Raw genomic sequence first — 22,491 nt, 5'->3', positions numbered from 1 at the left:
GCCGACGCGGCGTGGACCCGGGCGGCCGCGGCACCGGCGTCCAACGGGCGGAGTCCGGCGGCCAGCAGTGCGCCTGCGATGCCCGACAGCACGTCGCCCGCGCCCGCGGTGGCCGCCCACGAAGCCTGGGCGTCGTTGCCGAGCATCCGGCCGGACGGGTCGGCCACCAGCGTGATCCGCCCCTTGAGCAGCACCGTCGCATCCACTTCGCGGGCCAGACCGACGACTGCCCCCGCGCGGTCGGCGCCCACCTCGGCGCCGGTGAGGCGGGCGAACTCCCCGGCGTGCGGTGTCAGCAGCGTCGGGGCCGCACGATCGGCGACCCATGCGCGGTGCCTGGCGACGATCGTCAGCGCGTCGGCATCGAGAAGCACCGGTAGATCGGTCGAGAGGATCTCGCGCACCAACTGTTCGCCGTGGTCGTCGGTGCCGATACCCGGTCCGATCGTCCATGCCTGTACCCGACCGGCGTCGGCGAGGTCGGTGACGGCGACGACCTCGGGGTGATGGGACACGACCTCGTCCGCGGCGGTCCCGACGTATCGGGTCATCCCCGACGTCGCGGCGACGGCTGCCCCGGTCGCGAGCAACGCCGCCCCGGGATAGGTGGCCGAGCCGGCGATGACACCCACGACCCCCTGGGTGTACTTGTCGTCGGTGGGACCGGGAATCGGCCACCGGGAAGCGACCTCACCGTCGGTGAGGACGCCGAGCACGCTGTCGTCCGGATCGCCGGCGTCGCCGATTCCTGGTGCGGCGCCACCGATCCCGATGTCGATGATCTCGACGCGACCACATCGGGGCGCAGCCAGCAGATGTGCCCGCCGAGGAAAGCCGAAGGTGACGGTGACGGCTGCGGCGACGGCCGGCTCGTGTACCTCACCGGTGTCGGCATCCACACCCGACGGGACGTCGACCGCGACGACTGGTGCCGTGACGTCGGCGAACACCGCCGCCGCCGCGGGCCGCAGCGGACCGTGCCCACCGATGCCGACCACTCCGTCGATCACGAGATCCATTGCCTCGGAGAACTCTTTGACCACCCGACCGCCGGCGTGTCGATACGCCGACAATGCGTCGGTGTGGGTCTTCTCCGGGGCGAGCAGGAGGGCGTCGCAGCGGACACCGCGGCGGGCCAGGGTCGCTCCGGCGAATAGGGCGTCGCCGCCGTTGTCGCCGGACCCGACCACCAGCCCCACCCGACGGCCGTAGACTCCGCCACTCGCCGACAGCTCACCGGCGACGACGGTCGCGACGCCGAATGCGGCACGGCGCATGAGGATTCCGGCCTCGAGCAGGTCGGCCCGGGCGTGCTCGGCATGCCGCACCTGGTCGGCGGTCAGGTATCGGATCGGCACCTGAGGCTCCGCGGTCTATTCGACGGTGACGGACTTGGCGAGGTTACGCGGCTTGTCGACGTCGTAGCCACGGGCCTGGGCGACGGTCGCGGCGAACACCTGGAGCGGGACCGTCGACACCAACGGCTGCAGCAGCGTGGGCGTCTTGGGGAGCGGGATGAAGTGGTCGGCCACCGAGGCGGCCCCCACGTCGTCGTGCTCGGCGATGACGATCGTCTGCGCCCCGCGCGCCTGGATCTCCCGGATGTTGCTGACCATCTTGGAGTGCAGCACCGCTCGACCGTCGGGTGCAGGCATCACGATGATCACCGGCAAGCCGTCTTCGATCAAGGCGATCGGACCATGCTTGAGCTCGCCTGCGGCGAATCCCTCGGCATGCATGTACGCGAGTTCTTTGAGCTTGAGGGCACCCTCGAGCGCGACCGGGTAACCCACATGACGGCCGATGAACAACACGGTGTTCTTGTCTGCGAGCGAGCGCGCGAGCTTCTCGACCGGCTCCATCGTCGTCAGGACCTCGTCGATGACGCCCGACATCCGCTCCATCGCGGCGAACTCGGCCGCGACCTCGTCTGCGTACTTCGTACCGCGGGCCTGAGCGAGTGCCAGACCGACCATGTAGGCCGCCGCGATCTGCGCGAGGAAGCACTTGGTAGACGCCACACCGATCTCTGGACCGGCGTGGGTGTAGAGCACGGCGTCGGATTCGCGCGGGATCTGGGCGCCGTTGGTGTTGCAGATGGCTAGGACACGGGCCTTCTGGTCCTTGGCGTGGCGGACGGCCTCGAGGGTGTCGGCGGTCTCTCCGGACTGCGAGATCGCGACCACCAGCGTCGATCGGTCCAGGACCGGGTCGCGGTAGCGGAACTCGCTGGCCAGTTCGACCTCCACCGGAAGGCGGGTCCAGTGCTCGATGGCGTACTTGGCGAGCATCCCGGCGTGGTAGGCCGTGCCGCAGGCCACGACGAACACCTTGTCGATGTCGCGCAGGTCGTCGTCGGTCAGTCGCTGCTCGTCGAGGACGATCCGCCCGCCCTCGAGGTGGCCCAGCAGGGTGTTGGCGACCGCCTCGGGCTGCTCGGCGATCTCCTTCAGCATGAAGAAGTCGTAGCCGCCCTTCTCGGCAGCGGCGAGGTCCCAGTCGATGTGGAACGGGGTGCCCGACCGTGGGTCACCGTCGAAGTCGGTGATCGTGTAGCTGTTCGCGGTGATCACCACCACCTCGTCCTGACCCAGCTCGACCGCATCGCGGGTGTGCTCGATGAAGGCGGTCACATCCGAGGCGACGAACATCTCGCCCTCGCCGACGCCCACCACCAGCGGGGTGGACCGGCGGGCGGCGACGATCGTGCCGGGGTGGTCGGAGTGGGTGAAGACGAGCGTGAACGCACCCTCGAGACGACGTAGCGCCGCGTACGCACTCGCGGTGAAGTCACCCGCGGTGGCACCGGAGGTGTACTCCCGCTCCAGCAGGTGCACGGCGGTTTCGGTGTCGGTCTCCGAGGTGAACTCGATGCCGGCATCCTCGAGTTCCGCTCGCAACGGTGCGTAGTTCTCGATGATCCCGTTGTGCACCACCGCGATCCGACCGTCGGTGCTCGCGTGCGGGTGTGCGTTGCGGTCGGTGGGCTGACCATGGGTGGCCCAGCGGGTGTGGCCCATGCCGGTCGACCCGTTGAGGGTCGAGCGACCGACCGTGGCCAACTGCTTGTCGAGGTTCTCGAGACGGCCGGCCTTCTTCTCGATGGCGGTGTGGCCGTGGCCGTCCAGGATCGCGACTCCCGCGGAGTCGTAGCCGCGGTACTCCATACGCCGGAGTGCTTCGACGACGATGTCCAGCGCATCGCGCTGTCCCACATATCCGACGATTCCACACATAGGTAGTCAGCGTACCCGCGAGCGCTTCTTCGGCGGCTTCGCACCGACCAGGCGCGACACCATGTCGAGACCGTCCTCCGGCGGATCGTCGAGGTCCACCGGGGAGGCCGCACCGAGCGCCTGTTCGGGGTCGCCGAAGGCCTGGTACTCGGGATCGTCGGTGAGCTGGTGCAGGAAGAAGCCGACGAGCAGCGCCCGAGCCACGCCGTGCGTGCCGCGGTTGGCTCCGTTGACACCGATCAGCGACTTCACCGACCGCTTCTCCAGCAGCCCCCGGGACACCCCGCCGATGGTGCGCAGGGTCACGTCACCGCCATACGCACGGGTCAGTCTCAGTGCGTTCGCATCCACCGAATCGAGGTCGCCGGCAGTCGCGACGAACATTCCGGGCGCCTGCACCCGCGCTGCGGCGGGCTCGAGGATCGACGTCGTGGGTGCCGGGAACAGTCCCGCCACCGCACCGATCGACGGTGCCTGCTGACCGAGGAGTCGCTCATCCGAGGCCGCGATCACCGCGGCCGATGCGCCGAACCCGTGTCCGGCGAGACCGAGACGACGCGGGTCGACAGTGACCTGTCCCAGGCCCAGGGACACCGACGAGACAGCGGTCAGGGTTGCCCGCAGGTCCGCGGCGAGCGCGACGTCGGAGGGAAAGAACCCACGCTGCCCGTCGGGTGCTGCGGCGACGATGCCCCAGGACGCGAGGTGCAGCAGCAGGTCGCGGTATCTCCGACTGTCGGCACCCCAGGAGTGTCCGAAGGCGATGGCCGGCAGACGCGAGCCCTCCGCCGGGGTGAAGACCTGGCCGGAGATGCCGACGATGCCGAGATCTCCGCGCAGGACCTTGTGGGGTCCGCGTCGGGTCAGCGCCGACACGAGTTGCGACGGCGATCGAGAGGGCGTCTTCCCGCGTTTCTTCCCGGCCACCCCGACAGCCTATGCGTCCGGGTTGCGCCGGTGCGGGCTGGCCTCGGCCGTGTCGGCGGGCAACAGGATCCGCGGTGTCGCAGTGTCGGCGAGGTCGGCGGCCCGCTCGAGGGCCTCGCGGTGGTCGACCTCGGCCCCGGCGCCGGCTCGGCGGTGCTCCGCGAACTCGGCCGCGAGCCGGTTCTGGGTGGTCGAGAACTCGGTCGACGCCGCGACGATGGTGTCGGTGGCCCGACGCGACACGGCCTCGATCTGGTCGGCGAGGTTCATTCGTCGCCCGCCAGCGCGAGGTCGCCACCCGACCCCGAGTGCCCCGACCGTCCGGATGTGCCCGACGGTTCGTGTTCACCAGCGCCGCGCTCGCCCGACCCCCGCTCGTCAGTGCGCTTCTCGTCAGTGCGCTGCTCGCCGGCCCCCGCACCGGCCGCATCGTCGCCGCGGAGGGTGGAGGTCCCGTCCGGCACCGTGTCCCCGTCCCGGGTGTCGCTGTCCGGGGCGTCGGTGTCCGGGACGGCGCGATCCGGTGAGTCGGTGCCCGGAGATCCAGTGTTCGGAGAGGCCGTGCCGGGAGATGCCGTGCCGGGAGTGGGGGCACTCGCGGTGCCGGCGGCCCCTATCCCCGACCGGCCGACGTCGAGTCGCGTCTCCTCGGCGTGCTCGTTGGGTGCCTGGCGATGCGTCCCCGGCCGTTCACGCCCGTCTGGCCCGTTCCCGTCTGACCCGTCCCCGCCTGCACCTGCCCCGGCGCGCTCCGCCCCGGGCACCCGATCGCCGGTGAGGCGTTCGTCGACGGTGCCCTCATCCGCAGACGACGCGGCGGCGTCCGTCCGGCCGTCAGCAGGAACATCGGGGGCAGGGACATACGGAGCAGGGACATACGGAGCAGGGACATACGCCGTACTGGACTCCACCGTCGGCGCCCCTGGATTCGACAGTCGGAGAGGCAGATCCGAGCCCGGAACAGGACCGTCGGACGGTTGACCGCCACCTGATCCTCCACCTGATCGCCGATCCGGTTCGGCATAGGTCCTACCGGTCTCGACGGAGTTGGTGGAGGGCTCGACGCCCCGGACCTGCCGTACCTGCGCATCACGCGTCGTCGGTTGGTCGAGGCCGTCGACGGCGCGGTCGAGTGCCTGCAGGATCTCGGTGATCCCGGTGGCCGCTGCGGACGAGGTCGTGGTGAACAAGTGGATCCGCGCGGCGATGTCGTCGGCCACCACTGACAACGGCACCGCGCCGGTGGCGACCGCGGCCGGCACGGCGGGCAGTGGATGGTCGGCGATCACCGGGGTGGTCAGTCGGGCGACCGCGAGATACCAGGCCCGCACCAGACGGTCGATGCCGGCGGCCGCGGCAGTGGTCGAGTCCGCCAGGGTGCGGAGCACCTGGGCATCGGACTCCGTCGCGTGCCGGTGCTCGGCGATCCGGGCCAGCGCGGCCGCACCCGCCGCACCCGCCCATGCCTGCCCGATCCGGATCTCCTGCTCGGGCAGACGATCGAGATGCTCGCCGACCGCACGCACCGCGGCCTGCAGGCGCTCACCGTCGGCGGCCATGGCGGGCAGGCCCACCCGACCGACGGCGCGGAATCCGGCGCGGATCTCGTCCGCCGTCGGGACGTCGAGGCCGAGTGTCGCTCCGAGACCGAGCACGTCGGCGAGGTGCTCGACACCGGCCACCGCACGATCGCGCAGATCAGCGATGGGGTCGGCAGCGGTGGTCATCGATCACCGCCGCGCGCGGGAGGCGGGAACGACGCGGCGACCTCGGCGTCGGCGGTCCGGAACTCGTGCACACCGCGCTCGAGGCCGTCGGCCAACTCCGCTGCCGCGGCGGCCCGCGTCGCCAGCCTCTCGGCGACCCGCCCGACCATCGCGGTGTGACGGACCGCGTGCTCGTGGTGCTCATCGTCGGCGTCGGTCCAGGCCCCGAATCCGTGGTCGCGTAGGTCGCGTACCGCATCGCCCACGGTCCGCCCCACGCCGCGATAGAACTCGACCACCTCGGCTGCCCGTTCCACGTCGACCGACACGGCATCGGTCCGCCCAGACGGACCCGCCGACAGCCGTGGGGCTGCTGCGTCGTCGGTCATCGCGACCCTCCTCCGAGCAAATGCCGTGCGCATGATCTGGTGGCGCTGAAGTGTAGACGCAGTGGACCCGTTCACGGTTCCGTCGCGACCCGCCGACCAGGTGTCCGAGACGGCCTCTGCATCGCTCGCACACCATTTGCCGGGTTCTCTTCCGCGCGCCGACAGTCGTCTTGCATACTTCAACCATGACAACACGCGATGTCACACCGATCACCCTCGCCGCCGAGGGTGGTGGCGCGGCTCTGGACCAGGTCTTCCTGATGTCCGCCGTGGCCGCAGTCGTATCGGTGGGGCTGCTCTGGATCGGCTACATGCACCGCACCCACAAGATCACGTGGCTCACCGCGCTCGGCGACTGGGCCGCACGCCGCGTCAACCGGCCGCCGTGGGCCGCGTTGCCGATCTTCCTGTTCACGAGCACGATCATCTGCGCACTGTTCGGCTTCCTGTGGGACGTCAGCCTGCACATCGGCGACGGTCGCGACGAGGGCCCCTTGGCCAACCCGGCCCACTACTTCATCCTGGTCGGACTGTTCCTGCTGTTCATCTCGGGAATGCTGTCGATCTTCCTGCCCTTCGACAAGCCGGGCCGCTCGGCCATCCGCATCACGCGGCACTGGTACGCCCCGGTCGGCGGAATCCTGTTGGCCGGATGCGGTTTCTACGCATTGCTGGGCTTCCCGCTGGACGATGTGTGGCACCGCATCTTCGGTCAGGACGTCACGCTCTGGGGGCCCACGCACCTGATGCTGATCGGCGGCGCCGGGCTCTCCCTCATCGCGGTCGTCATCCTCGATCGTGAGGGCAAGGCGGCCATGGGCCCCGACGCACCGGCCGACGGCCGCAGCCAGTGGTTGGTCCGATGCCTCGCCTTCGGCGGTCTGGTCATCGGCATGTCCGTGTTCCAGATCGAGTACGACTTCGGCGTCGAGCAGTTCCGTCTCGTGTTGCAGCCCATGATGATCGCCGGCGCAGGTGCCTTCGCGCTCGTCGCGGCACGGATCAGCCTCGGCCCGGGCAGTGCACTCGTCGCGGCGGTGTTCGCCATCCTGCTGCGCGGTGTCGTGGCAGTGGTCGTCGGTCCCGCGCTGGGCGCTCCGATCAACGTCTTCCCGCTGTACCTCGGTGCGGCCGTGGTCGTCGAGTTGCTGGCGCTGACCCCGCTCCTCAAACGCCGAATCCTGTTCGGGGCGGTCGCCGGTCTCGGTGTCGCGACCCTCGGTTTGTGGATCGAATCCTGGTGGATCGCTGCGGCATACCCGTTCCCGTGGGTGACCGGTATGTGGGGTGAGGCGCTGGCCATGGCGATCCCGGTCGCCGTCGTCGCCGGTGTGTGCGGCGGGATGCTCGGACTGGTGTCCGTGGGTGAGCCGCTTCCTCGGCGATGGATCAGCGTGACGGCCGTCGTGCTGTCAGTGGTGGTCATCGGCGGCGCGGTCGCCAACGGACTGCGGGTGTCGGTGCCCGCGGACACCACCGCGCGAATCGTGTTGATCCCGTCCGGACCCAACGCCGCCGCCGAGCAGAACGCCACCGCCGAGGTCTTCCTCGACCCGTCGAACGCGGTCGGCGACGATCCCGAATGGGTGACGCTGATGTCCTGGCAGGGCGGTAAGGAGAATGCGCGCGGCATCGTCATCGATCGCCTGGATCGGGTCGGACCGAACCACTTCCGGTCGACCGAGCCCGTGCCCATCTCGGGATCGTGGAAGACCATCCTGCGTGTGCAGGACGGGACGACGATGGCCGGCGTGCCGGTCTACCTGCCGGCCGACCCGGCGATCGGCGCCCAGGGCGAACCCGCACTGCCGACGTCGACCAAAGAGTTCGTGCCGGAGATCTCGATCCTCCAGCGCGAGCGCAGCTTCGACCATCCGTCCTGGCTGTTCTCGGCTGCGTCGATCGTCGTCCTCGTCTGTTCGCTGGCGCTGATCGCCGCACTATCCTGGGGCGCGGGTCGGGTCAACGCCCGTGAGCAGCGCACGGAAGCGCGGGCTCCCACACCCCAACCCCAACCGCAGCCGTGATCGACGGCCCGGAACCGGTCGTCTATCACCTGGCGACCCACTCCCTGCTGCTCGCCCTGCCCGCGGTGGTCCCCGCCTTCCTGCTGGTGGGGATCATCATGGTCATCGTCGTCCGCGATCGCCGTCTGGGCGATGACGACGACGATCTCACGAACGACGACGAACCGTCGGACCCTCCAGCAGGTGACGGAACAGGCTCCGTAGCACCAGAACCGACCGAGAACACGACCGGAGACGAGGCCGATGACCCGGACCATGGGGCCCGATGACCTGTTGCTCGCCCATGGACTGGGGGGATCGCAGTACCTGCCCGTCCCACTCACCGCGGTACTGATCGGCGGAGCCTGGGCGCTGACGATCTCCTTCGCGGTGATCGCCTTCGCCTGGAAGCGGCCTCGGTTCGGCAAGCCGGACGCCGGACGTCCGCTCCCACAGTGGGTCACGCGGTTCGTCGACAACCGGTGGGTTCGTTCGGTCGTGGCCGGCGCCGCGCTGGTGCTGACCGTCTGGCTGGTCATCGCCGCCTTCGGCTCGGATGTCGACGAGAACCCGCTACCGGGTGCGTTCTATGTCCTCCTGTGGGTGGGCATGATCGTGGTGTCAGTGCTGATCGGTCCCGTCTGGCGACTCCTGTCACCGGTTCGCACGGTGCTCCGCGCCGCCGGTGCCGTCCTGCATCGCGAGATCGGCATCCGCGCCTACCCCGACTCCCTCGGCTGGTGGCCCGCAGCGTTCGGACTCTTCGCATTCGTATGGCTGGAGCTGGCCTACCCGCACAGCAGTTCGCTGTCGGCGGTGCGGATCTGGCTGCTCGTCTACCTGATCGTCACGCTGGTCGGCGGTCTGGTCTACGGGCTCCGCTGGACCAGCAACGCCGATCCGTTCGCCGTGTACAGCACGGTCGCCTCGCGGCTGTCCCCGTTCGCGCGTGCCCGCGACGGTCGGGTCGTCGCACGCAACCCGATGAATTCGCTCGGCACGCTACCGATCCGCGCGGGCACGGTCACCGTGCTGGCCGTGCTGCTCGGATCGACGGCCTTCGACAGCTATTCGGCATTCCCGAGCTGGCAGGGATGGGTGGACGATCGCGCGCAGGGCAGCGACGTCATCGACACCCTGCTCAACACTGCGGGCCTGCTGGTGTTCATCGGCGTGGTCGCACTGACCTTCTGGGGTGCGGCACGAGCCGTCGGCGGCATCGACCCCGGCAAGCGCCGACTGCTGCCCGGCCAGATGGCGCATTCGCTCATCCCGATCGTAATCGGCTACATCCTCGCCCACTACCTGCAGTCCCTGGTCGAACAGGGACAGGAGGCGCTGCACGCGCTGGGAGATCCACTCGGCAAAGGGTGGAACGTGCTGTGGCTCAGCGACATGCATCCCGAGTACGTGATGTCATCTCACCCGACCTTCACCGTGACCCTGAAGGTCGTCTTCGTGGTCGGCGGGCACATGCTGGGCGTCGCAGCCGCCCACGACGCCTCACTGCGCCTCTTGCCCAGACGTCAGCAGTTGACCGGGCAGCTGACCATGATGGTGACCATGGTCTTCTACACGTTCCTGGGGCTGTACCTGCTCTTCGGCGGCTGAGTCGTCGAAAGCCGGTCGCGATCGGCTACCGGCCTGCCGGAAACCGATCACGTTGCCGTCGGGGTCGCTCAGGGGCGCGAACCCTCGCTCACACCGTGGTTGCGACCGTCCCCGATGTCAACGGTGGCGGAAGTCCGGCTCCCGCTTCTCGACGAATGCGGCCATGCCCTCGGTCTGGTCGTCGGTGGCGAACGTCGCGAAGAACAGTGCGCGTTCGGCCCTGACCCCCTCGGCGAGAGTCGTCTCGAAGGCCGTGTTGACCGCCTCCTTCGCCAGGATCACGGAGGGAAGGGACTTGCTCGCGATGGTCTCGGCGACCTCGACGGCAGCGGTGAGGTGGTCACCCGCGGGCACCACCCGCGACACCAGTCCGAGGCGTTCGGCCTCGTCGACCTTCAGTCGCCGACCGGTGAGGATCAAGTCCATCGCCTTGGCCTTGCCGATGGCACGCGTGAGCCGTTGTGAGCCACCGATTCCGGGGATCACACCGAGGTTGATCTCGGGCTGGCCGAACACCGCGGTCTCGGAGGCGACGATGATGTCGGCGAGCATCGCGAGCTCGCAGCCACCGCCGAGCGCGTAACCCGACACCGCCGCCACGATGGGCGTCCGCACCCGGGTGAGCGCATCCCAGCCGGCGAACAGCGCCTCGCCCAGGACCTCTGCGTAGGACTTGGTCGACATCTCCTTGATGTCGGCGCCCGCGGCGAATGCCTTCTCCGAACCGGTCAGCACGATGGCACCGATCACCGGATCGGCGTCGAAATCCGCCGCCGCAGCTGTCACGTCGCGCATCACCTGGGCGTTCAAGGCGTTCAGCGCCTTCGGCCGGTTGAGGGTGATGATCCCCACGCGCCCGGAGGTCTCGGTCAGGATGGTCTCGAAGTCAGGCATGGCTCTCCTCGCGGGGCGTGCTGGGGAAGGTCAGATCGTCGGGCAGCGGCTCGAAGAAGCCGTCCACCGCGGCCGCGTCGACGGCGTCGAGTGTGGGCGGCCGCCACGATGGCGACCGGTCCTTGTCGATGACCTGCGCGCGAATACCCTCCGCGAGGTCGGGATGGATCAGGCAGCGCACCGAGACCCGGTACTCACGGATCAGCGCTTCCTCGAGAGAGGACTCGTCTGCGGCGGCGCGCAGCGACCTCAGGGTCACGGTCACCGCGGTCGGGCTCTTCGCCTCGATGGTGTCGGCGGCCGTGGTCGCGTCCTCGGTGCCGAGGCTGCGGAGGCGAGAGATGATCTCCGGAACGGAGTCTCCTGCGAACGCGTCACGGATCCATTCACGTCCGGCGGCCAGCGCGGAGGTGGGCGGATCGACGGCTGTGTCGGCGAGCGCCTCGCCCACCGACCGCGTGGCCAGCGCTGACAGCAGGTCGTCGAGTCGGTCGGCCGGGACGTAGTGGTCGGCGAGACCGAGTACGACGGCATCGGCCCCGCTGACGGACTTCGCCGTGAGCGCCGCATAGGTACCCAGTTCGTCGGGCACCTGGGCGAGGAGGTGCGTACCGCCGACATCGGGGACGAAGCCGATGCCGGTCTCGGGCATGGCCAGTCGCGTGCGGTCGGTGACGACGCGGGTGTTGCCGTGGGCGGAGACACCGACGCCGCCACCCATCACGATGCCGTCCATCACGGCGATGTACGGCTTCGGGTAGCGGGCGATGTCGGCGTTGAGGAGGTACTCGTCCCACCAGAACCGAGCGGACGGACTGGCCTCGGCAACCGAGTCGCCCGTCGATGCCGATGCGTCACGGTGGATGGCGACGATGTCGCCGCCTGCACAGAGTCCGCGCTCCCCCGAACCCGTCAGAGCGACGGCGGTGATCGAGTCGTCGTCGGCCCATGCACTCAGCTGGCGATGGAGGATGCGAACCATCTCGTGGTCGAGCGCGTTGATCGCTTTCGGCCGGTTCAGGATCAACCTGCCGAGTCCGCCCTCGACCCGGGTGATCACCGGTGCTTCGTCTGCCATACCGCTCCCTGCCGTGGAATACGTCGCAAGAGACATTACTTGCATCTCCTACTAAATCAAGGTCGGGGGGCTCGTGACCCGGTGCACCCCCGACCACCAGGTCTATCGTCGACCGCATGGGATTCGACACTCCGTCCGGGAGCCACGGCGGGCGGCAGCCCGGTGGCCTCGCGCTCCGACTCGTCAACTCGGTAGCCGCGCGATGGATTCGTCGGCGCGGGGCCATCGGCGGTACCAGAGCACTGATCCTGCACACCGTCGGTCGCAAGTCCGGGGAGCCGAGGACCAGCCCGGTGAACTGGTTTCCAGGACCCGACGGGAGTCGGATCATCGTCGCGTCCGCTGCCGGCGCACCCAAGCATCCGGCGTGGTACCACAACATCGGTGCTCACCCGGACCAGGTCGCCATCGAGGTCGATGGTGCAACCATCCCGGTCGTGGCAGCCGAACTCGAGGGGGCGGAACGCGAACAGGTGTGGGCCGAGATCAGCGGCGCCTCTGCGCAGTTCGCCGGCTATCAGGAGAAGACCGACCGCCGACTCCCGGTCATCAGGTTGTCCCCGCGAGTCTGACCGGGTGTCGGTCGGCGGGTGCCGCGCCGGCGGACGCGACCGGTGGTGCCAGCACTACCCGAAGACGGGTGACTCCACCACTGACCCCGAGCCGTCGCTGCGGTGAGGTGAGACCATGACCACCTCAACAGCTCTCAGACCTGAACGCCCGACAGCACCCCGGCTCTCGTCGTACCGATCCGGCGGCCTGGTACTCACGGCCATCGCCTTGGTCGGCGCCTTCGTCCTCACTCCCGCGCTCCTGGCCGGCGGCGGGTACGGCAGCGTTTTCGACGCATCGCCGCTCGTGCGTGCGCTGCGCGATGGATTCGTGGCGACGTGGCAGAGCGGACGCGTCGAACCGACGGCCGGATTGGATGAGGTCGTCCACTACTGGTCGAACTATCACCTGGTGAAGACCGTGATCGCACTCGCGCTGCTCGCCTGCCTCGTGATCCTGTCCCGCATGATCTGGCGCGCCTACGTCACGGCGGGACCGCAGCGTCAGGTGGCGCTCGCGACGTCGGGGGTGATCGCAACCACCGGCGCGGTGGGTGCACTGGGGCTCCTGATGGCCAACATCCAGGCGACCCTCGCCCCGCTCTCGGCGCTGCTACCGCTGCTTCCCGCGCGCCCGGGCCCTGGTTCGTACGCAGTCGTCGTCGGTGAGATCCGCAGCGGACTGTCGGCGAACGGCGCTGGCGGACAGCCCTTCCTCGGCGCACTGGTAGACGACTACGCGCGGTACCACCTGATCATGGCGGTGATCGCCGCCGTCCTCGTGGTGGTCGCCACGGTGTGGTGTGTGGCGTCGTGGCGACATGCGCGACGGTCCGACGGTCGGTCACGGAAACTGGCTCGATGGTCGACTGCGATCTCGGCCGTCGTCGGGCTCGGCCTGGCCGTCCTGCTGGTGGCGAACACGAGCACCGTCGTCGATCCCGAAGCCGGGCTGGCCATGTTCTTCTCGGGTTCCTGGTAGCCGCTACCGGCCACGGCAGATCATCGCGGCGGGCCCGATACCGTCGAAGATCTGTACGTGGGAGCGCCGCCGTCGACATATCGTCGGCGGCGGCGCGCTGGTGTACAGATTTTGTTCGGGCCCTGCGGACCGGAGGTGACCCGCGTTCTGACGCGGCGTCGTGACCCCACATTGGCGCCCAGCGCGACACCGCGTGGACAGTGCACGCGACCGACCACTCACCAGCAGTTTGTGGCCAGGCCAGACCTCGGTAGAAGTGGCCCCGACCCTCAGCCCAGATCGATCCCGAACGCCCCGACAGCATCCAGGAGCGCACGCGGCCGAGCGTCGGTGGGCAGTGCCTCGACCAGGGCGAAGCGCAATCCGACTGCCTCCGAACCACCGTCGGCTTCCGCGCTGTCCCCGACCATCAGCGCATCGGCGGGTGCGACACCGAGCCGGTCCAGGGCGTCGGTGAAGATCCGCGGCTCCGGCTTGATGGCACCGACCTCGTACGAGAGGCTGACGGCGTCGACGGCGTCGGTCAGGTCGTGCAGTGCGAGGACGGCCCGGAGGTCGAAGGCGATGTTGCTGACGACGGCCGTGGCGATGCCGCGATCGTGCAGGCCGCGCAACACGGCCGCGGTGTCGGGGTACGGCTGCCACGAGTGGGGATCGAGTACGCGCTCGTAGAGCGACTCCGCGTGGCCGGGCACGGCCAGGCCCGACGACCGGAGCATCGCGAGATACGCACGACGGTGCTGCGCAGGGTCGAGATCCCGCTCTTCCCAAGCGATCCGGTCATCGCCGGTGATGACGTCCGGCACGCCGACCGGGTGGGTCATCCGACGGATCAGTTCGGCCTGCGTCTCGACATGCAGCGGCTCACCGTGCTCGTCATGGAGGTCGGCGAACCATTCGGCGCGCTCCTCGAATCGGAACAGCGTGCCGGAGAAGTCGAAGAGGACCGCGCGAGGTGCCCCGACCTCGGTCGACGCTTTCGTCACGAGCGGACCGGCTCCACGCCGACGGCGGCGACCACGTCTGCGATGCGTCGGGCGATCCCCTGCGCATCGTCGGCGGTGCCGGCCTCGACCATCACCCGGACGAGTTGCTCGGTACCCGACGGTCGAAGCAGCACGCGGCCGTTACCCGACAACTCTGCTTCTGCTTCGGCGACCGCGTCCTGCACCGACTGTGCCTGAGCGACAGCGTGTTTGTCCGACACACGCACGTTCACCAGTTCCTGCGGCAGCACGGTCATGATGGAGGCGAGGTCGGCGAGCCGACGTCCGGTCGCGGCCACCTGCTGCATCAACAGGAGGCCGGTCAGGATGCCGTCACCGGTCGTCCCGGAGCCGGGTACCACGATGTGGCCGGACTGTTCGCCACCGAGCGAGTACCCGCCGCGGCGGAGCTCCTCGAGGACGTACCGATCGCCGACAGCGGTGGTGTGCAGGTCGATCCCGGCCTCACGCATGGCGATGTGCAGACCGAGGTTGCTCATCACGGTGGCGACCAGCACCCCGTCGTGCAGACGATCGCTCGCGCGGAGGGCGGTGGCCAGGACGGCCATGATCTTGTCGCCGTCGACGACCTCGCCGGTGGAGTCCACGGCCAGACACCGGTCGGCGTCGCCGTCGTGGGCCAGCCCGAGGTCGGCGCCGTACTCCAGGACCGCCGCCTGGAGCTTGTCCAGGTGCGTCGAGCCGCAGTCGTCGTTGATGTTGATGCCGTCGGGGTCCGCGTGGATGGCGATGACGGTCGCCCCGGCGTCGGCGTATGCGAGGGGGGCGAGGTCGGATGCGGCACCGTTGGCGCAGTCGACGACCACGGTCAGCCCGTCGAGCCGGTGGTCGATGGATGCGGCGAGGTGTCGGCGGTAGCGGTCACCGGCATCGGGCGCGTCCCGGAGGCGGCCGACGTCCGCACCCACAGGGCGGCGGCGTTCGGCATCCAGGGCAGCTTCGATGCGGTCCTCGACAGCGTCGTCGAGCTTGTGCCCACCGGCGCCGAAGATCTTGATGCCGTTGTCCGGCATGGGATTGTGCGAGGCGGAGATCATCACGCCGAAAGCGGCGCCGTACTCCGCGATGAGGAATGCGACAGCGGGGGTCGGCACCACGCCGACGCGGATCGCGTCGACGCCCGCGGCGGCGAGCCCGGCACACACGGCGGCTTCGAGGAGCTCACCGGATGCTCGCGGATCGCGACCGACCACGGCCTGGGGACGGTTGATGCCCTCCCCCAGGACGACGGCCGACGCCGAGGCCAGGCGCAACGCGAGCTCGGGAGTGAGCTCTGCGTTGGCCAGGCCTCGGACGCCGTCTGTTCCGAAAAGGCGTGCCACTTAACGCTTGGAGTACTGCGACGCCTTGCGGGCCTTCTTCAGGCCGTACTTCTTGCGCTCGACCGCACGCGGGTCACGCGTGAGGAATCCGGCCTTCTTCAGAGCCGGACGATCCTCCGGGGTGACCTCGATGAGGGCACGGGAGATGGCGAGGCGCAGGGCACCCGCCTGTCCCGAGGGGCCGCCGCCGACGAGCTTGGCGAAGACGTCGAACGACTCGGTGCGCTCGACGGTCACCAGCGGAGCCTTGATGAGCTGCTGGTGCACCTTGTTGGGGAAGTAGTTCTCCAGGGTGCGGCCGTTGAGGGTGAACTCACCGGATCCGGGCACCAGGCGCACGCGGACCACTGCCTCCTTGCGGCGGCCGACGGTCTGGATCGGACGATCGATGACGACCGGATCGCGGAAGTCCTCGGTCACCGCGACGTCGACCTCGGTGTCGTAGTCGTCACTGGCGGTCTCGACGGCCTCCACGGCCTCGTCCACTGCCTCTTCGACAGCCTCGACGGCCTCTTCGACCTGCTCGTTCACGTTCTCGGTACTCACTGGGCCACCTGCTTGATCTCGAAGGGCACCGGCTGCTGGGCCGTGTGGGGATGGTTCGGTCCGGCGTAGACCTTCAGCTTGGAGGCGATCGCCCGTCCGAGCTTGTTCTTCGGGAGCATCCCGATGATGGCCTTCTCGACCACGCGCTCCGGGTGCGTCTCCAGGAGCTCAGCAGTGGTGCGGGACGTGAGCCCACCGGGATGTCCGGAGTGGCGGTAGTTCAGCTTGCGCTCGGCCTTGTTGCTGGTGAGCACGACCTTCTCGGCGTTGACGATGATGACGAAGTCACCGCCGTCGATGTGCGGCGCGAAGGTCGGCTTGTGCTTGCCGCGGAGCAGGTTGGCGCTCTGCACGGCCAGCCGGCCGAGCACCACGTCGTTGGCATCGATGACGTGCCACGTACGCGTGACGTCACCGGCCTTCGGGGTGTAGGTGGGCACAGTTGTCCTCAACTCTTGTCGATACGGATGCTGGTCGGATGCGGCGGCAGAGGATGTTCCGGCGACCAGTGGGGACCCGGGCCTCGACTATCACCATCGTCCCGATCCCACGCCGACACGATGACCAGCGGTTACGGGTGCGAGATGATGCCGTGCACCAGCGGTCCAGGGTACGGGATGGCCCGGATCGGGGTCAAAACGCTGGTCGGAGGACCTGCTGACGGTGACCGGCCCCGGTCAGCGCGGGGCGACGGCGGTCGAGGCGACGGCGGCGGCACACTCGGTGTCGACCGGTTCGGCCGCGGTACCCGCCTGACAGCCGATGCTGACCTGCAGACCCTCGTCGACCAGCACGTACCAGCGGATACCACTGCCCGAGGCCGGTGCCTCGCGGTAACTGATCACCTCTCGACCCATGAACCGGGTCGACGGCGAGAACTCCGACACGACATCGTCGCCACGCTGGCGGATGCGGTTGCGCAGGCTGGTCGCGACCGACGCCAGTGTCGAGGCATCACGCAGCTCGGTCTGGACGACGAGTATCCGACGCCCGTCCGCGCGATCGGCGAACACGGTCCGTTCCGGCGGCGCCTCGTCGGCCCGCGTCGGACCCGTGTCCGTCCGTGGTGACCCGGGTCCGTCCGAGGCGGTGCCCGACGGCGGCGGCGACCCGCTCTCCCGCCAGTCTGCGGGAACATTCAGCGAGACACGTCCCAGCTGTGCCGTCCGGTCGGTCGGCTGGTCGTCACCCTGGCGCTGCATCAGCCCGACCACCACCGCCACCGCCGCGACCACCAGTGCGAGTGCGGCAGCCGCCCACACCAGCGGGCGACGTGTGCGTCCACCACCGATGTCGGCGACCTGCTCGGCCGGTGCCCCGACCGCATCGACGGGGTCGTCGGCCCCGGTTCGCCAGCCGTAGCGGCGGACCAGCCCACGATCGACGGCGACGACCCGACCGGCCAGGGCGTACGTGGTCACCGCCTCGATCGCGTCGCGGACCCGCCCGGGCTCGGCGCCGTCGACGAAGACCGCCTCGACGTCGTCGTCGATGGTCTCCTCGATTCGTTGCCCCACGAGGGCGTCGTCGGGATCGATGACCGAGGCGCGCTCGATCTCCCACCCGTTGGCCGCACGTCGCACGACCGTGACGTCCCAGTGCCGGAGCGGCGGCCGCCCCGGATCGGCGACGAGGTGCGGTACGTGGGTGGTCTCCACGACCACACAGCGCTGCATCACGACGTCGCTGTGGCTGCGAGCGACGAGGACGGCGCGTGGGACGAGTTCGGTGTCGGTGCCGCTGACGGCGCGAGCCAGCACCGACACCCGGCGCGCAGCCCACGTGGTCGGGTGCCCGACGATCGTCGTCAAGTCCCCCCCGGCGCCCCCGCCGCCTCCTGCCCCGCCGTCTCCTGCCCCGCCGCCTCCTGCCCCGCCGTCTCCTGGCCCGTGTTCTCCTGCTCTGCCGACCCCGAGCGTCGCCAGTTGCCGATGCCAGGCCCGGTCGGCCATCACCAGACGCCCGTCGACGAGCACCGACGCCGAGTCGATCGCATCGAGCAGCTCGGTGACGTCGGCCGACGCCCTGCCGCCTTCGGGGCGGTCGACCCGGACGCTCCCATAGGCGAGGTCGACGACCACCGGGCGGCGGACACGCGTCCTGCGGTTGGTCATCGTGCCCCCGTCAGATCTTCGGCGGGAGGTGACCGATCTGGATCATCTCCTGGGGACGCGTCCGCGAGATCAGCTCTCCGCGACCGGGAACGAGGTTCTGCAGCCGTGACCGGCCGACGATGTAACCCTCGTCGCGGTCGCCGCTCATCAGCAGGATGTCCGAGGACAGTTCCTTCAGCCGCGCGATGATCGGGTCGAACATCGCCCGACCGACGCCGCCCGACCGGCGGGCCAGGATGATGTGCATCCCGATGTCGCGCGCCTGGGAGGCCAACTCCACCAACGGCATCAGCGGATTGCTCGACGAAGTGGACACCATGTCGTAGTCGTCGACGATCACATAGATGTCGGCGCCCGAGTAGTAACTGCGGTCGCGCAGTTGCTGAGGCGTCACGTCGTCCGGCGGGAGCCGGTCGGTGAAGTGCTGCGCCAGTTCGACCATCATCGGCACCGATGTCTTGGCCGAGCTCGCGTAGCCGGCGAGATGATCGCCCTCGATGACGCCGAGCATGGTCCGGCGGTAGTCGATGAGGACGATCTTGACCTCATCCGGCGTAGAGGTCGCGACCAGGCCCTCGACGATGGTGCGCAGGAGTGTCGTCTTGCCGTGCTCGACATCGGCGAAGGCCATGAAGTGCGGCTGGGTGCCGAAGTCCAGGATCACCGGTGCGAGCTCGAGTTCGCCCACTCCGATCGCGACCTGGTTCGGTCCGAGCTCGATCCCGTTGTCGGTGAGCAGCTGTGCGATCTCGGCCGACTCGATGGAGGTGCCCAGCTTGCGGACCGGCATCGCCTGCCGCTCGCGGTAGGCGACCGCGAGCTTGTCGACCGCGAACTGCACACCGTGCGGCAGCGACTCCGGCGAGCTGATCCCGTCCAGTCGGGGCAGCGCGACCAGCATGTGCAGCTCGTCCGGCGTCAGGCCTCGACCCGGCCGGTTGTGCGGGACGAGAGCTGCTGCGCGACGCCCCATCTCGGAGTCCATCGCGTCGCCCAGCTTGAGCTCGAGACGACTGCCGATCAGGTCCTTCATCGCCGGACGCACCTCGGCCCATCGCGAGGCCGTGACGATGACGTGCACACCGTAGGACAGACCTTGCGAGACGATCGTGCCGACCTGGTCCTCGAGGAAGTCGAGTTCGTTGCGCAACACCGACACCCCGTCCAGAACGAGGAAGACGTCGCCGTGCCGGTCCCCGGCCAACGGATCGGCCGGGTCGATCGCCCCGCCGGCGAACCACTCTGCGCGCCGCTGCCGATAGTCGCGCATCGACTCGATGCCCAGCCGCGCGAACAGTAGTTCGCGGTCGCGGACGACCGCGGCGACCTCGGCCACCGTCCGCCGCACCGCGTCCATGTCGCCACGGGAGGCCACCGAACCGACGTGCGGCAGGCCCGCGATCCCGGCCAAACTGCCGCCACCGAAGTCGAGGCAGTAGAACTGCACCTGCTCGGGCGTGTGGGTCGCCGCCGCGGACATGATGATCGTGCGCAGGGTGGTCGACTTGCCCGATTGCGGTCCGCCGACCACGGCGACGTTGCCGGCGGCTCCGGCCAATTCGAGGACGAACGGGTCCCGGCGCTGCTCGTACGGTCGGTCGACGATGCCGACCGCCACCCGCAGGTCGCCGGGCACCCCGGGGCGCGAGAAGTCGCGTGAACCGACCAGCGAGTCCACCGTCGGCGAATCGTCCAGCGGCGGGAGCCAGACCTTCCGTGCGGTCGGACCGACACCCTCCATCCGCGTCACGAGGGTCTCGAGCAGAGTCGGGTCGGAGGCGGAGACCAGCGCATCCGTCCCCGACTCGTCGTCGGCTCCCGGCGGCTCCTCGTCGAGCAACGCCTCGGCCTCGTCGAGCAACGATGCGGGCGCGCCTTCGTCGAGCGGGACCGGTAGCGCGGTGAACACCTTCAGACGTCCTCGACCGGTCGCGGACGCGTAGGCCTCGTCGTAGGCCTCCTCGTCGGCGATGGGCGACGAGTACGGACCCGACACGTACGAGGTGTTGAATCGCAGGGGCTCGGCCGAGTCGCACTTGAGGTATGCCGATCCGGGCACGCTCGGCAGGTGGTAGGCGTCGGGGACACCGAGCACCGATCGGGACTCGTTGGCGGAGAAGGTCTTCAGACCGATCCGATACGACAGATGACTGTCGAGGCCGCGGAGTTTGCCCTCTTCCAGGCGCTGCGAGGCCAGCAGCAGGTGGATGTGCAGCGATCTGCCCAGGCGGCCGATGGCGACGAAGAGCTCGGCGAAATCCGGCTTCTGCGAGAGGAGTTCGGAGAACTCGTCGACCACGATGAACAGGGCCGGCAGGGGTTCGAGGCGGACACCGGATGCGCGAGCGCGTTCGTAGTCGCTGACATTGGCGAAGTTGCCCGCCGCGCGCAGGACCTCCTGACGTCGGTTCATCTCACCCGACAGAGCGTCCTTCATACGGTCCACCATCGAGAGTTCCTGCTCGAGGTTGGTGATGACCGCCGCGACGTGCGGAGCAGACTCGAGGCCCAGGAATGTCGCGCCGCCCTTGAAGTCGACCAGCACCAGGTTCAGCTCGGTCGGTGAGTGCGTGGCCAGCAGCGCCACCACCAGGGTGCGCAGGAACTCCGACTTGCCCGAGCCGGTGGCACCGATGCACAGACCGTGCGGGCCCATGCCCCCGTGTGCGCTCTCCTTGATGTCGAGTTCGACGGGCGTGCCGGTCGGCGTGTAGCCGATGGGCACCCGTAGGCGGTCACGGCCGACGCGCGTTCGCCACGCGACCGACGGGTCGAAACGGGTCGCGTCGTCGATGCCCAACAGCGCGGTCAGCCCCGGATCCGTCTGTGCCGCCTCGGACTCCAGGCTCGCCAGTGCGGCCGCGGTGGCCAGTCGGTACCGCGCCAGGCGACGGGCGAGCGCCTCCGCCTCGGCAACGGTCATCGAGTCCATGTCGGCGAATTCCTCGATGCCGAAGGCACTGCGGGCCGCGACGGTCTGGTTCCGCACGACCAGTTGCAATCCACGACGTGCGGCGAGCCCGTCCGGCGGAGCGGTGAGGTCGACGAGGGTCACACCCTCCATACCGGCGTCGGTGATCAGACGCTCGTCGCCGGTGACCCGACCGTCGTCGATGATCACCACGAGGTGCGCCCGACCCGGGGTAGGCGGTGCCGACCGGCTGAAGCGGCCGCGTTCGAGCAGATCCGCGGCCAGCGAGTTCTCGAAGTCGGTGAGGCTCGGGTAGATCATCCGCATCGCGCCGAGTCCGTCGCGCAGGGTCGGGTGCCCGACGTGCGGCAGCCACTTGGCCCAGTCCCACGCCTCCCCCGCCGGATCACCGGTGATGATGGCGATCTGCAGATGGTCGGGTCCGTGGAAGGTGGCGAGTTCCAGGATCATCGACCGGACCAGCTCGCGGGTCTCCTGACGTGCGCCCTCCACGTTGACCGCCGGGAAACCGCGCAGCGAGATGGCGGTCGGCAGTCGGTGCACCACCGAGTGGGTGCGGACGAATCGCCGGAGCGCCACCATCGACACCGGCTCCATGTCCTCGAGCGGACCGGTCTCGGGCGGCATCAGCCGGGTCGCGAGTCGTTGCGAGCCGACGCCGACACGGACATGCGCGAAGTCGGTGTCCGTTGGTCGTCGCTCCCACATCCGCCGCGTACCGATCACCTCGAGCAGCGACGCCGGATCGGGATGGCTCCACACCAGTGCGGATCGTTGGGCGTCGACCGTCTCGTCGACCTGTGTACGGATCTGTCCCAGGTAGCGGAAGTAGTCCTTGCGCTCCTCGTTGAGTTCCGCGGCACGCTTACCCCCGCCCCGACCGCCGGTCGCGAACATGCCGAACATCGACATCAGCATCATCAGCGGGAACATCATGAACAGCGGGTTGGTGAGGATGTTGCGACCGCCGGTCATGAACATCATCGCGATCATCCCGACCACGGCGACGATCATCACCACCGGCAGCATCTTCATCAACATGTTGCCCGGAACGACGCGCGGTACATCGGGCGGCGGTTGGATGTTCACCTCGCCGCCGGGCGCCCGCGGTGGCGTGATCCGCGGTCGCCGGACAAAGCCCTCCGTCGTCGCTACCACGGTGGTTCCCCCGAACTGTTTCTCCCCGACGT

The 22,491-nt window shown here is 69.1% G+C and carries 19 protein-coding genes; 5 read left to right on the top strand and 14 right to left on the bottom strand.

Translation table 11 applies throughout. The features are described from left to right. The 6 genes from GS4_RS21660 to GS4_RS21635 form a co-directional block, all read right to left on the bottom strand. Nucleotides 1–1,358, bottom strand: a 1,358-nt coding sequence (locus GS4_RS21660) for a bifunctional ADP-dependent NAD(P)H-hydrate dehydratase/NAD(P)H-hydrate epimerase (RefSeq protein ID WP_007624604.1), incomplete at its 3' end; no start/stop codon positions are given. A 15-nt stretch (nucleotides 1,359–1,373) separates the two neighbouring features. Next, a complete protein-coding gene (gene glmS, locus GS4_RS21655; RefSeq protein ID WP_007624602.1) occupies nucleotides 1,374–3,236 on the bottom strand; it encodes a glutamine--fructose-6-phosphate transaminase (isomerizing) in 1,863 nt (620 codons plus the stop codon). 6 nt (nucleotides 3,237–3,242) lie between these two features. Next, a complete protein-coding gene (locus GS4_RS21650) occupies nucleotides 3,243–4,163 on the bottom strand; it encodes a dienelactone hydrolase family protein (protein WP_007624601.1) in 921 nt (306 codons plus the stop codon). Nucleotides 4,164–4,172: 9 nt separating this feature from the next. Then, nucleotides 4,173–4,433 carry a hypothetical protein gene (locus GS4_RS21645; protein WP_007624599.1) on the bottom strand — a complete coding sequence of 87 codons (261 nt, stop codon included), beginning with the start codon at nucleotides 4,431–4,433 and terminating at the stop codon, nucleotides 4,173–4,175. Then, nucleotides 4,430–5,890: a hypothetical protein gene (locus tag GS4_RS24955; RefSeq protein WP_007624597.1), complete on the bottom strand. Its 1,461-nt coding sequence runs from the start codon at nucleotides 5,888–5,890 to the stop codon at nucleotides 4,430–4,432. The genes GS4_RS21645 and GS4_RS24955 overlap by 4 nt, the downstream gene beginning before the upstream one ends. After that, nucleotides 5,887–6,258 carry a hypothetical protein gene (locus GS4_RS21635; RefSeq protein WP_007624595.1) on the bottom strand — a complete coding sequence of 124 codons (372 nt, stop codon included), beginning with the start codon at nucleotides 6,256–6,258 and terminating at the stop codon, nucleotides 5,887–5,889. The genes GS4_RS24955 and GS4_RS21635 overlap by 4 nt, the downstream gene beginning before the upstream one ends. Nucleotides 6,259–6,443: 185 nt before the next feature. Here GS4_RS21635 and GS4_RS21630 point away from each other — a divergent pair, with 185 nt between their 5' ends. From GS4_RS21630 to GS4_RS21620, 3 genes are read left to right on the top strand one after another with little or no spacing between them, the layout of a single operon-like run. Then, on the top strand, nucleotides 6,444–8,285 hold the full coding sequence (locus GS4_RS21630) for a hypothetical protein (protein WP_007624593.1): 1,842 nt from the start codon (nucleotides 6,444–6,446) through the stop codon (nucleotides 8,283–8,285). Further along, entirely contained in the window at nucleotides 8,282–8,554 is a 273-nt protein-coding gene (locus GS4_RS21625; RefSeq protein ID WP_007624588.1) for a hypothetical protein, read from the top strand. The genes GS4_RS21630 and GS4_RS21625 overlap by 4 nt, the downstream gene beginning before the upstream one ends. Further along, nucleotides 8,529–9,875 (top strand): hypothetical protein, encoded by a 1,347-nt coding sequence (locus tag GS4_RS21620; RefSeq protein WP_007624586.1) that lies wholly within the window; start codon nucleotides 8,529–8,531, stop codon nucleotides 9,873–9,875. Before GS4_RS21625 ends, GS4_RS21620 begins: the two co-directional genes overlap by 26 nt. Before the next feature lie 117 nt (nucleotides 9,876–9,992). Here GS4_RS21620 and GS4_RS21615 read toward each other — a convergent pair whose 3' ends face one another. Both GS4_RS21615 and GS4_RS21610 read right to left on the bottom strand, forming a co-directional pair. Beyond that, complete coding sequence (locus GS4_RS21615) at nucleotides 9,993–10,769, bottom strand: enoyl-CoA hydratase (protein ID WP_007624584.1); 777 nt, start codon at nucleotides 10,767–10,769, stop codon at nucleotides 9,993–9,995. Further along, nucleotides 10,762–11,847 carry an enoyl-CoA hydratase/isomerase family protein gene (locus GS4_RS21610; RefSeq protein ID WP_007624582.1) on the bottom strand — a complete coding sequence of 362 codons (1,086 nt, stop codon included), beginning with the start codon at nucleotides 11,845–11,847 and terminating at the stop codon, nucleotides 10,762–10,764. The genes GS4_RS21615 and GS4_RS21610 overlap by 8 nt, the downstream gene beginning before the upstream one ends. Nucleotides 11,848–11,963: 116 nt before the next feature. Here GS4_RS21610 and GS4_RS21605 point away from each other — a divergent pair, with 116 nt between their 5' ends. Together GS4_RS21605 and GS4_RS21600 are read left to right on the top strand one after the other, a co-directional pair. Continuing rightward, nucleotides 11,964–12,419: a nitroreductase family deazaflavin-dependent oxidoreductase gene (locus GS4_RS21605; protein WP_007624580.1), complete on the top strand. Its 456-nt coding sequence runs from the start codon at nucleotides 11,964–11,966 to the stop codon at nucleotides 12,417–12,419. Between the two features lie 115 nt (nucleotides 12,420–12,534). Further along, complete coding sequence (locus tag GS4_RS21600) at nucleotides 12,535–13,380, top strand: hypothetical protein (RefSeq protein ID WP_007624578.1); 846 nt, start codon at nucleotides 12,535–12,537, stop codon at nucleotides 13,378–13,380. 269 nt (nucleotides 13,381–13,649) lie between these two features. Here GS4_RS21600 and GS4_RS21595 read toward each other — a convergent pair whose 3' ends face one another. From GS4_RS21595 to GS4_RS21570, 6 genes are all read right to left on the bottom strand, one after another. Continuing rightward, on the bottom strand, nucleotides 13,650–14,366 hold the full coding sequence (locus GS4_RS21595; protein ID WP_007624576.1) for an HAD family hydrolase: 717 nt from the start codon (nucleotides 14,364–14,366) through the stop codon (nucleotides 13,650–13,652). After that, a complete protein-coding gene (glmM, locus tag GS4_RS21590; protein ID WP_007624574.1) occupies nucleotides 14,363–15,709 on the bottom strand; it encodes a phosphoglucosamine mutase in 1,347 nt (448 codons plus the stop codon). Before glmM ends, GS4_RS21595 begins: the two co-directional genes overlap by 4 nt. Continuing rightward, nucleotides 15,710–16,255, bottom strand: coding sequence for a 30S ribosomal protein S9 (gene rpsI, locus GS4_RS21585; protein WP_007624573.1), 546 nt, complete (start codon nucleotides 16,253–16,255; stop codon nucleotides 15,710–15,712). Then, nucleotides 16,252–16,695 carry a 50S ribosomal protein L13 gene (gene rplM, locus GS4_RS21580; RefSeq protein ID WP_007624572.1) on the bottom strand — a complete coding sequence of 148 codons (444 nt, stop codon included), beginning with the start codon at nucleotides 16,693–16,695 and terminating at the stop codon, nucleotides 16,252–16,254. Before rplM ends, rpsI begins: the two co-directional genes overlap by 4 nt. A gap of 237 nt (nucleotides 16,696–16,932) precedes the next feature. Continuing rightward, nucleotides 16,933–18,369, bottom strand: a complete 1,437-nt coding sequence (locus tag GS4_RS21575; RefSeq protein ID WP_007624571.1) for a type VII secretion-associated protein — start codon at nucleotides 18,367–18,369, stop codon at nucleotides 16,933–16,935. A gap of 10 nt (nucleotides 18,370–18,379) precedes the next feature. Further along, nucleotides 18,380–22,459: a type VII secretion protein EccC gene (locus GS4_RS21570; protein WP_040511427.1), complete on the bottom strand. Its 4,080-nt coding sequence runs from the start codon at nucleotides 22,457–22,459 to the stop codon at nucleotides 18,380–18,382. Between the last annotated feature and the right edge of the window lie 32 nt (nucleotides 22,460–22,491).

The sequence above is a fragment of the Gordonia soli NBRC 108243 genome (genome assembly GCF_000334455.1).
GTDB classification, from domain to species: Bacteria; Actinomycetota; Actinomycetes; order Mycobacteriales; family Mycobacteriaceae; genus Gordonia; species Gordonia soli.
The sequence above is the reverse complement of the archived record's forward strand: the minus strand, read 5'-3'. Positions and strand labels throughout refer to the sequence as shown.

Excerpts from the sequence above, each read along its gene's own strand:
- GS4_RS24955 (WP_007624597.1), bottom strand. The coding sequence starts at position 5,890 with ATGACCACCGCTGCCGACCCCATCGCTGATCTGCGCGATCGTGCGGTG.
- GS4_RS21630 (WP_007624593.1), top strand. The coding sequence starts at position 6,444 with ATGACAACACGCGATGTCACACCGATCACCCTCGCCGCCGAGGGTGGT.
- glmS (WP_007624602.1), bottom strand. The coding sequence starts at position 3,236 with ATGTGTGGAATCGTCGGATATGTGGGACAGCGCGATGCGCTGGACATC.
- GS4_RS21610 (WP_007624582.1), bottom strand. The coding sequence starts at position 11,847 with ATGGCAGACGAAGCACCGGTGATCACCCGGGTCGAGGGCGGACTCGGC.
- GS4_RS21615 (WP_007624584.1), bottom strand. The coding sequence starts at position 10,769 with ATGCCTGACTTCGAGACCATCCTGACCGAGACCTCCGGGCGCGTGGGG.
- GS4_RS21575 (WP_007624571.1), bottom strand. The coding sequence starts at position 18,369 with ATGACCAACCGCAGGACGCGTGTCCGCCGCCCGGTGGTCGTCGACCTC.
- GS4_RS21645 (WP_007624599.1), bottom strand. The coding sequence starts at position 4,433 with ATGAACCTCGCCGACCAGATCGAGGCCGTGTCGCGTCGGGCCACCGAC.
- GS4_RS21605 (WP_007624580.1), top strand. The coding sequence starts at position 11,964 with ATGGGATTCGACACTCCGTCCGGGAGCCACGGCGGGCGGCAGCCCGGT.
- GS4_RS21600 (WP_007624578.1), top strand. The coding sequence starts at position 12,535 with ATGACCACCTCAACAGCTCTCAGACCTGAACGCCCGACAGCACCCCGG.
- GS4_RS21635 (WP_007624595.1), bottom strand. The coding sequence starts at position 6,258 with ATGACCGACGACGCAGCAGCCCCACGGCTGTCGGCGGGTCCGTCTGGG.
- GS4_RS21620 (WP_007624586.1), top strand. The coding sequence starts at position 8,529 with ATGACCCGGACCATGGGGCCCGATGACCTGTTGCTCGCCCATGGACTG.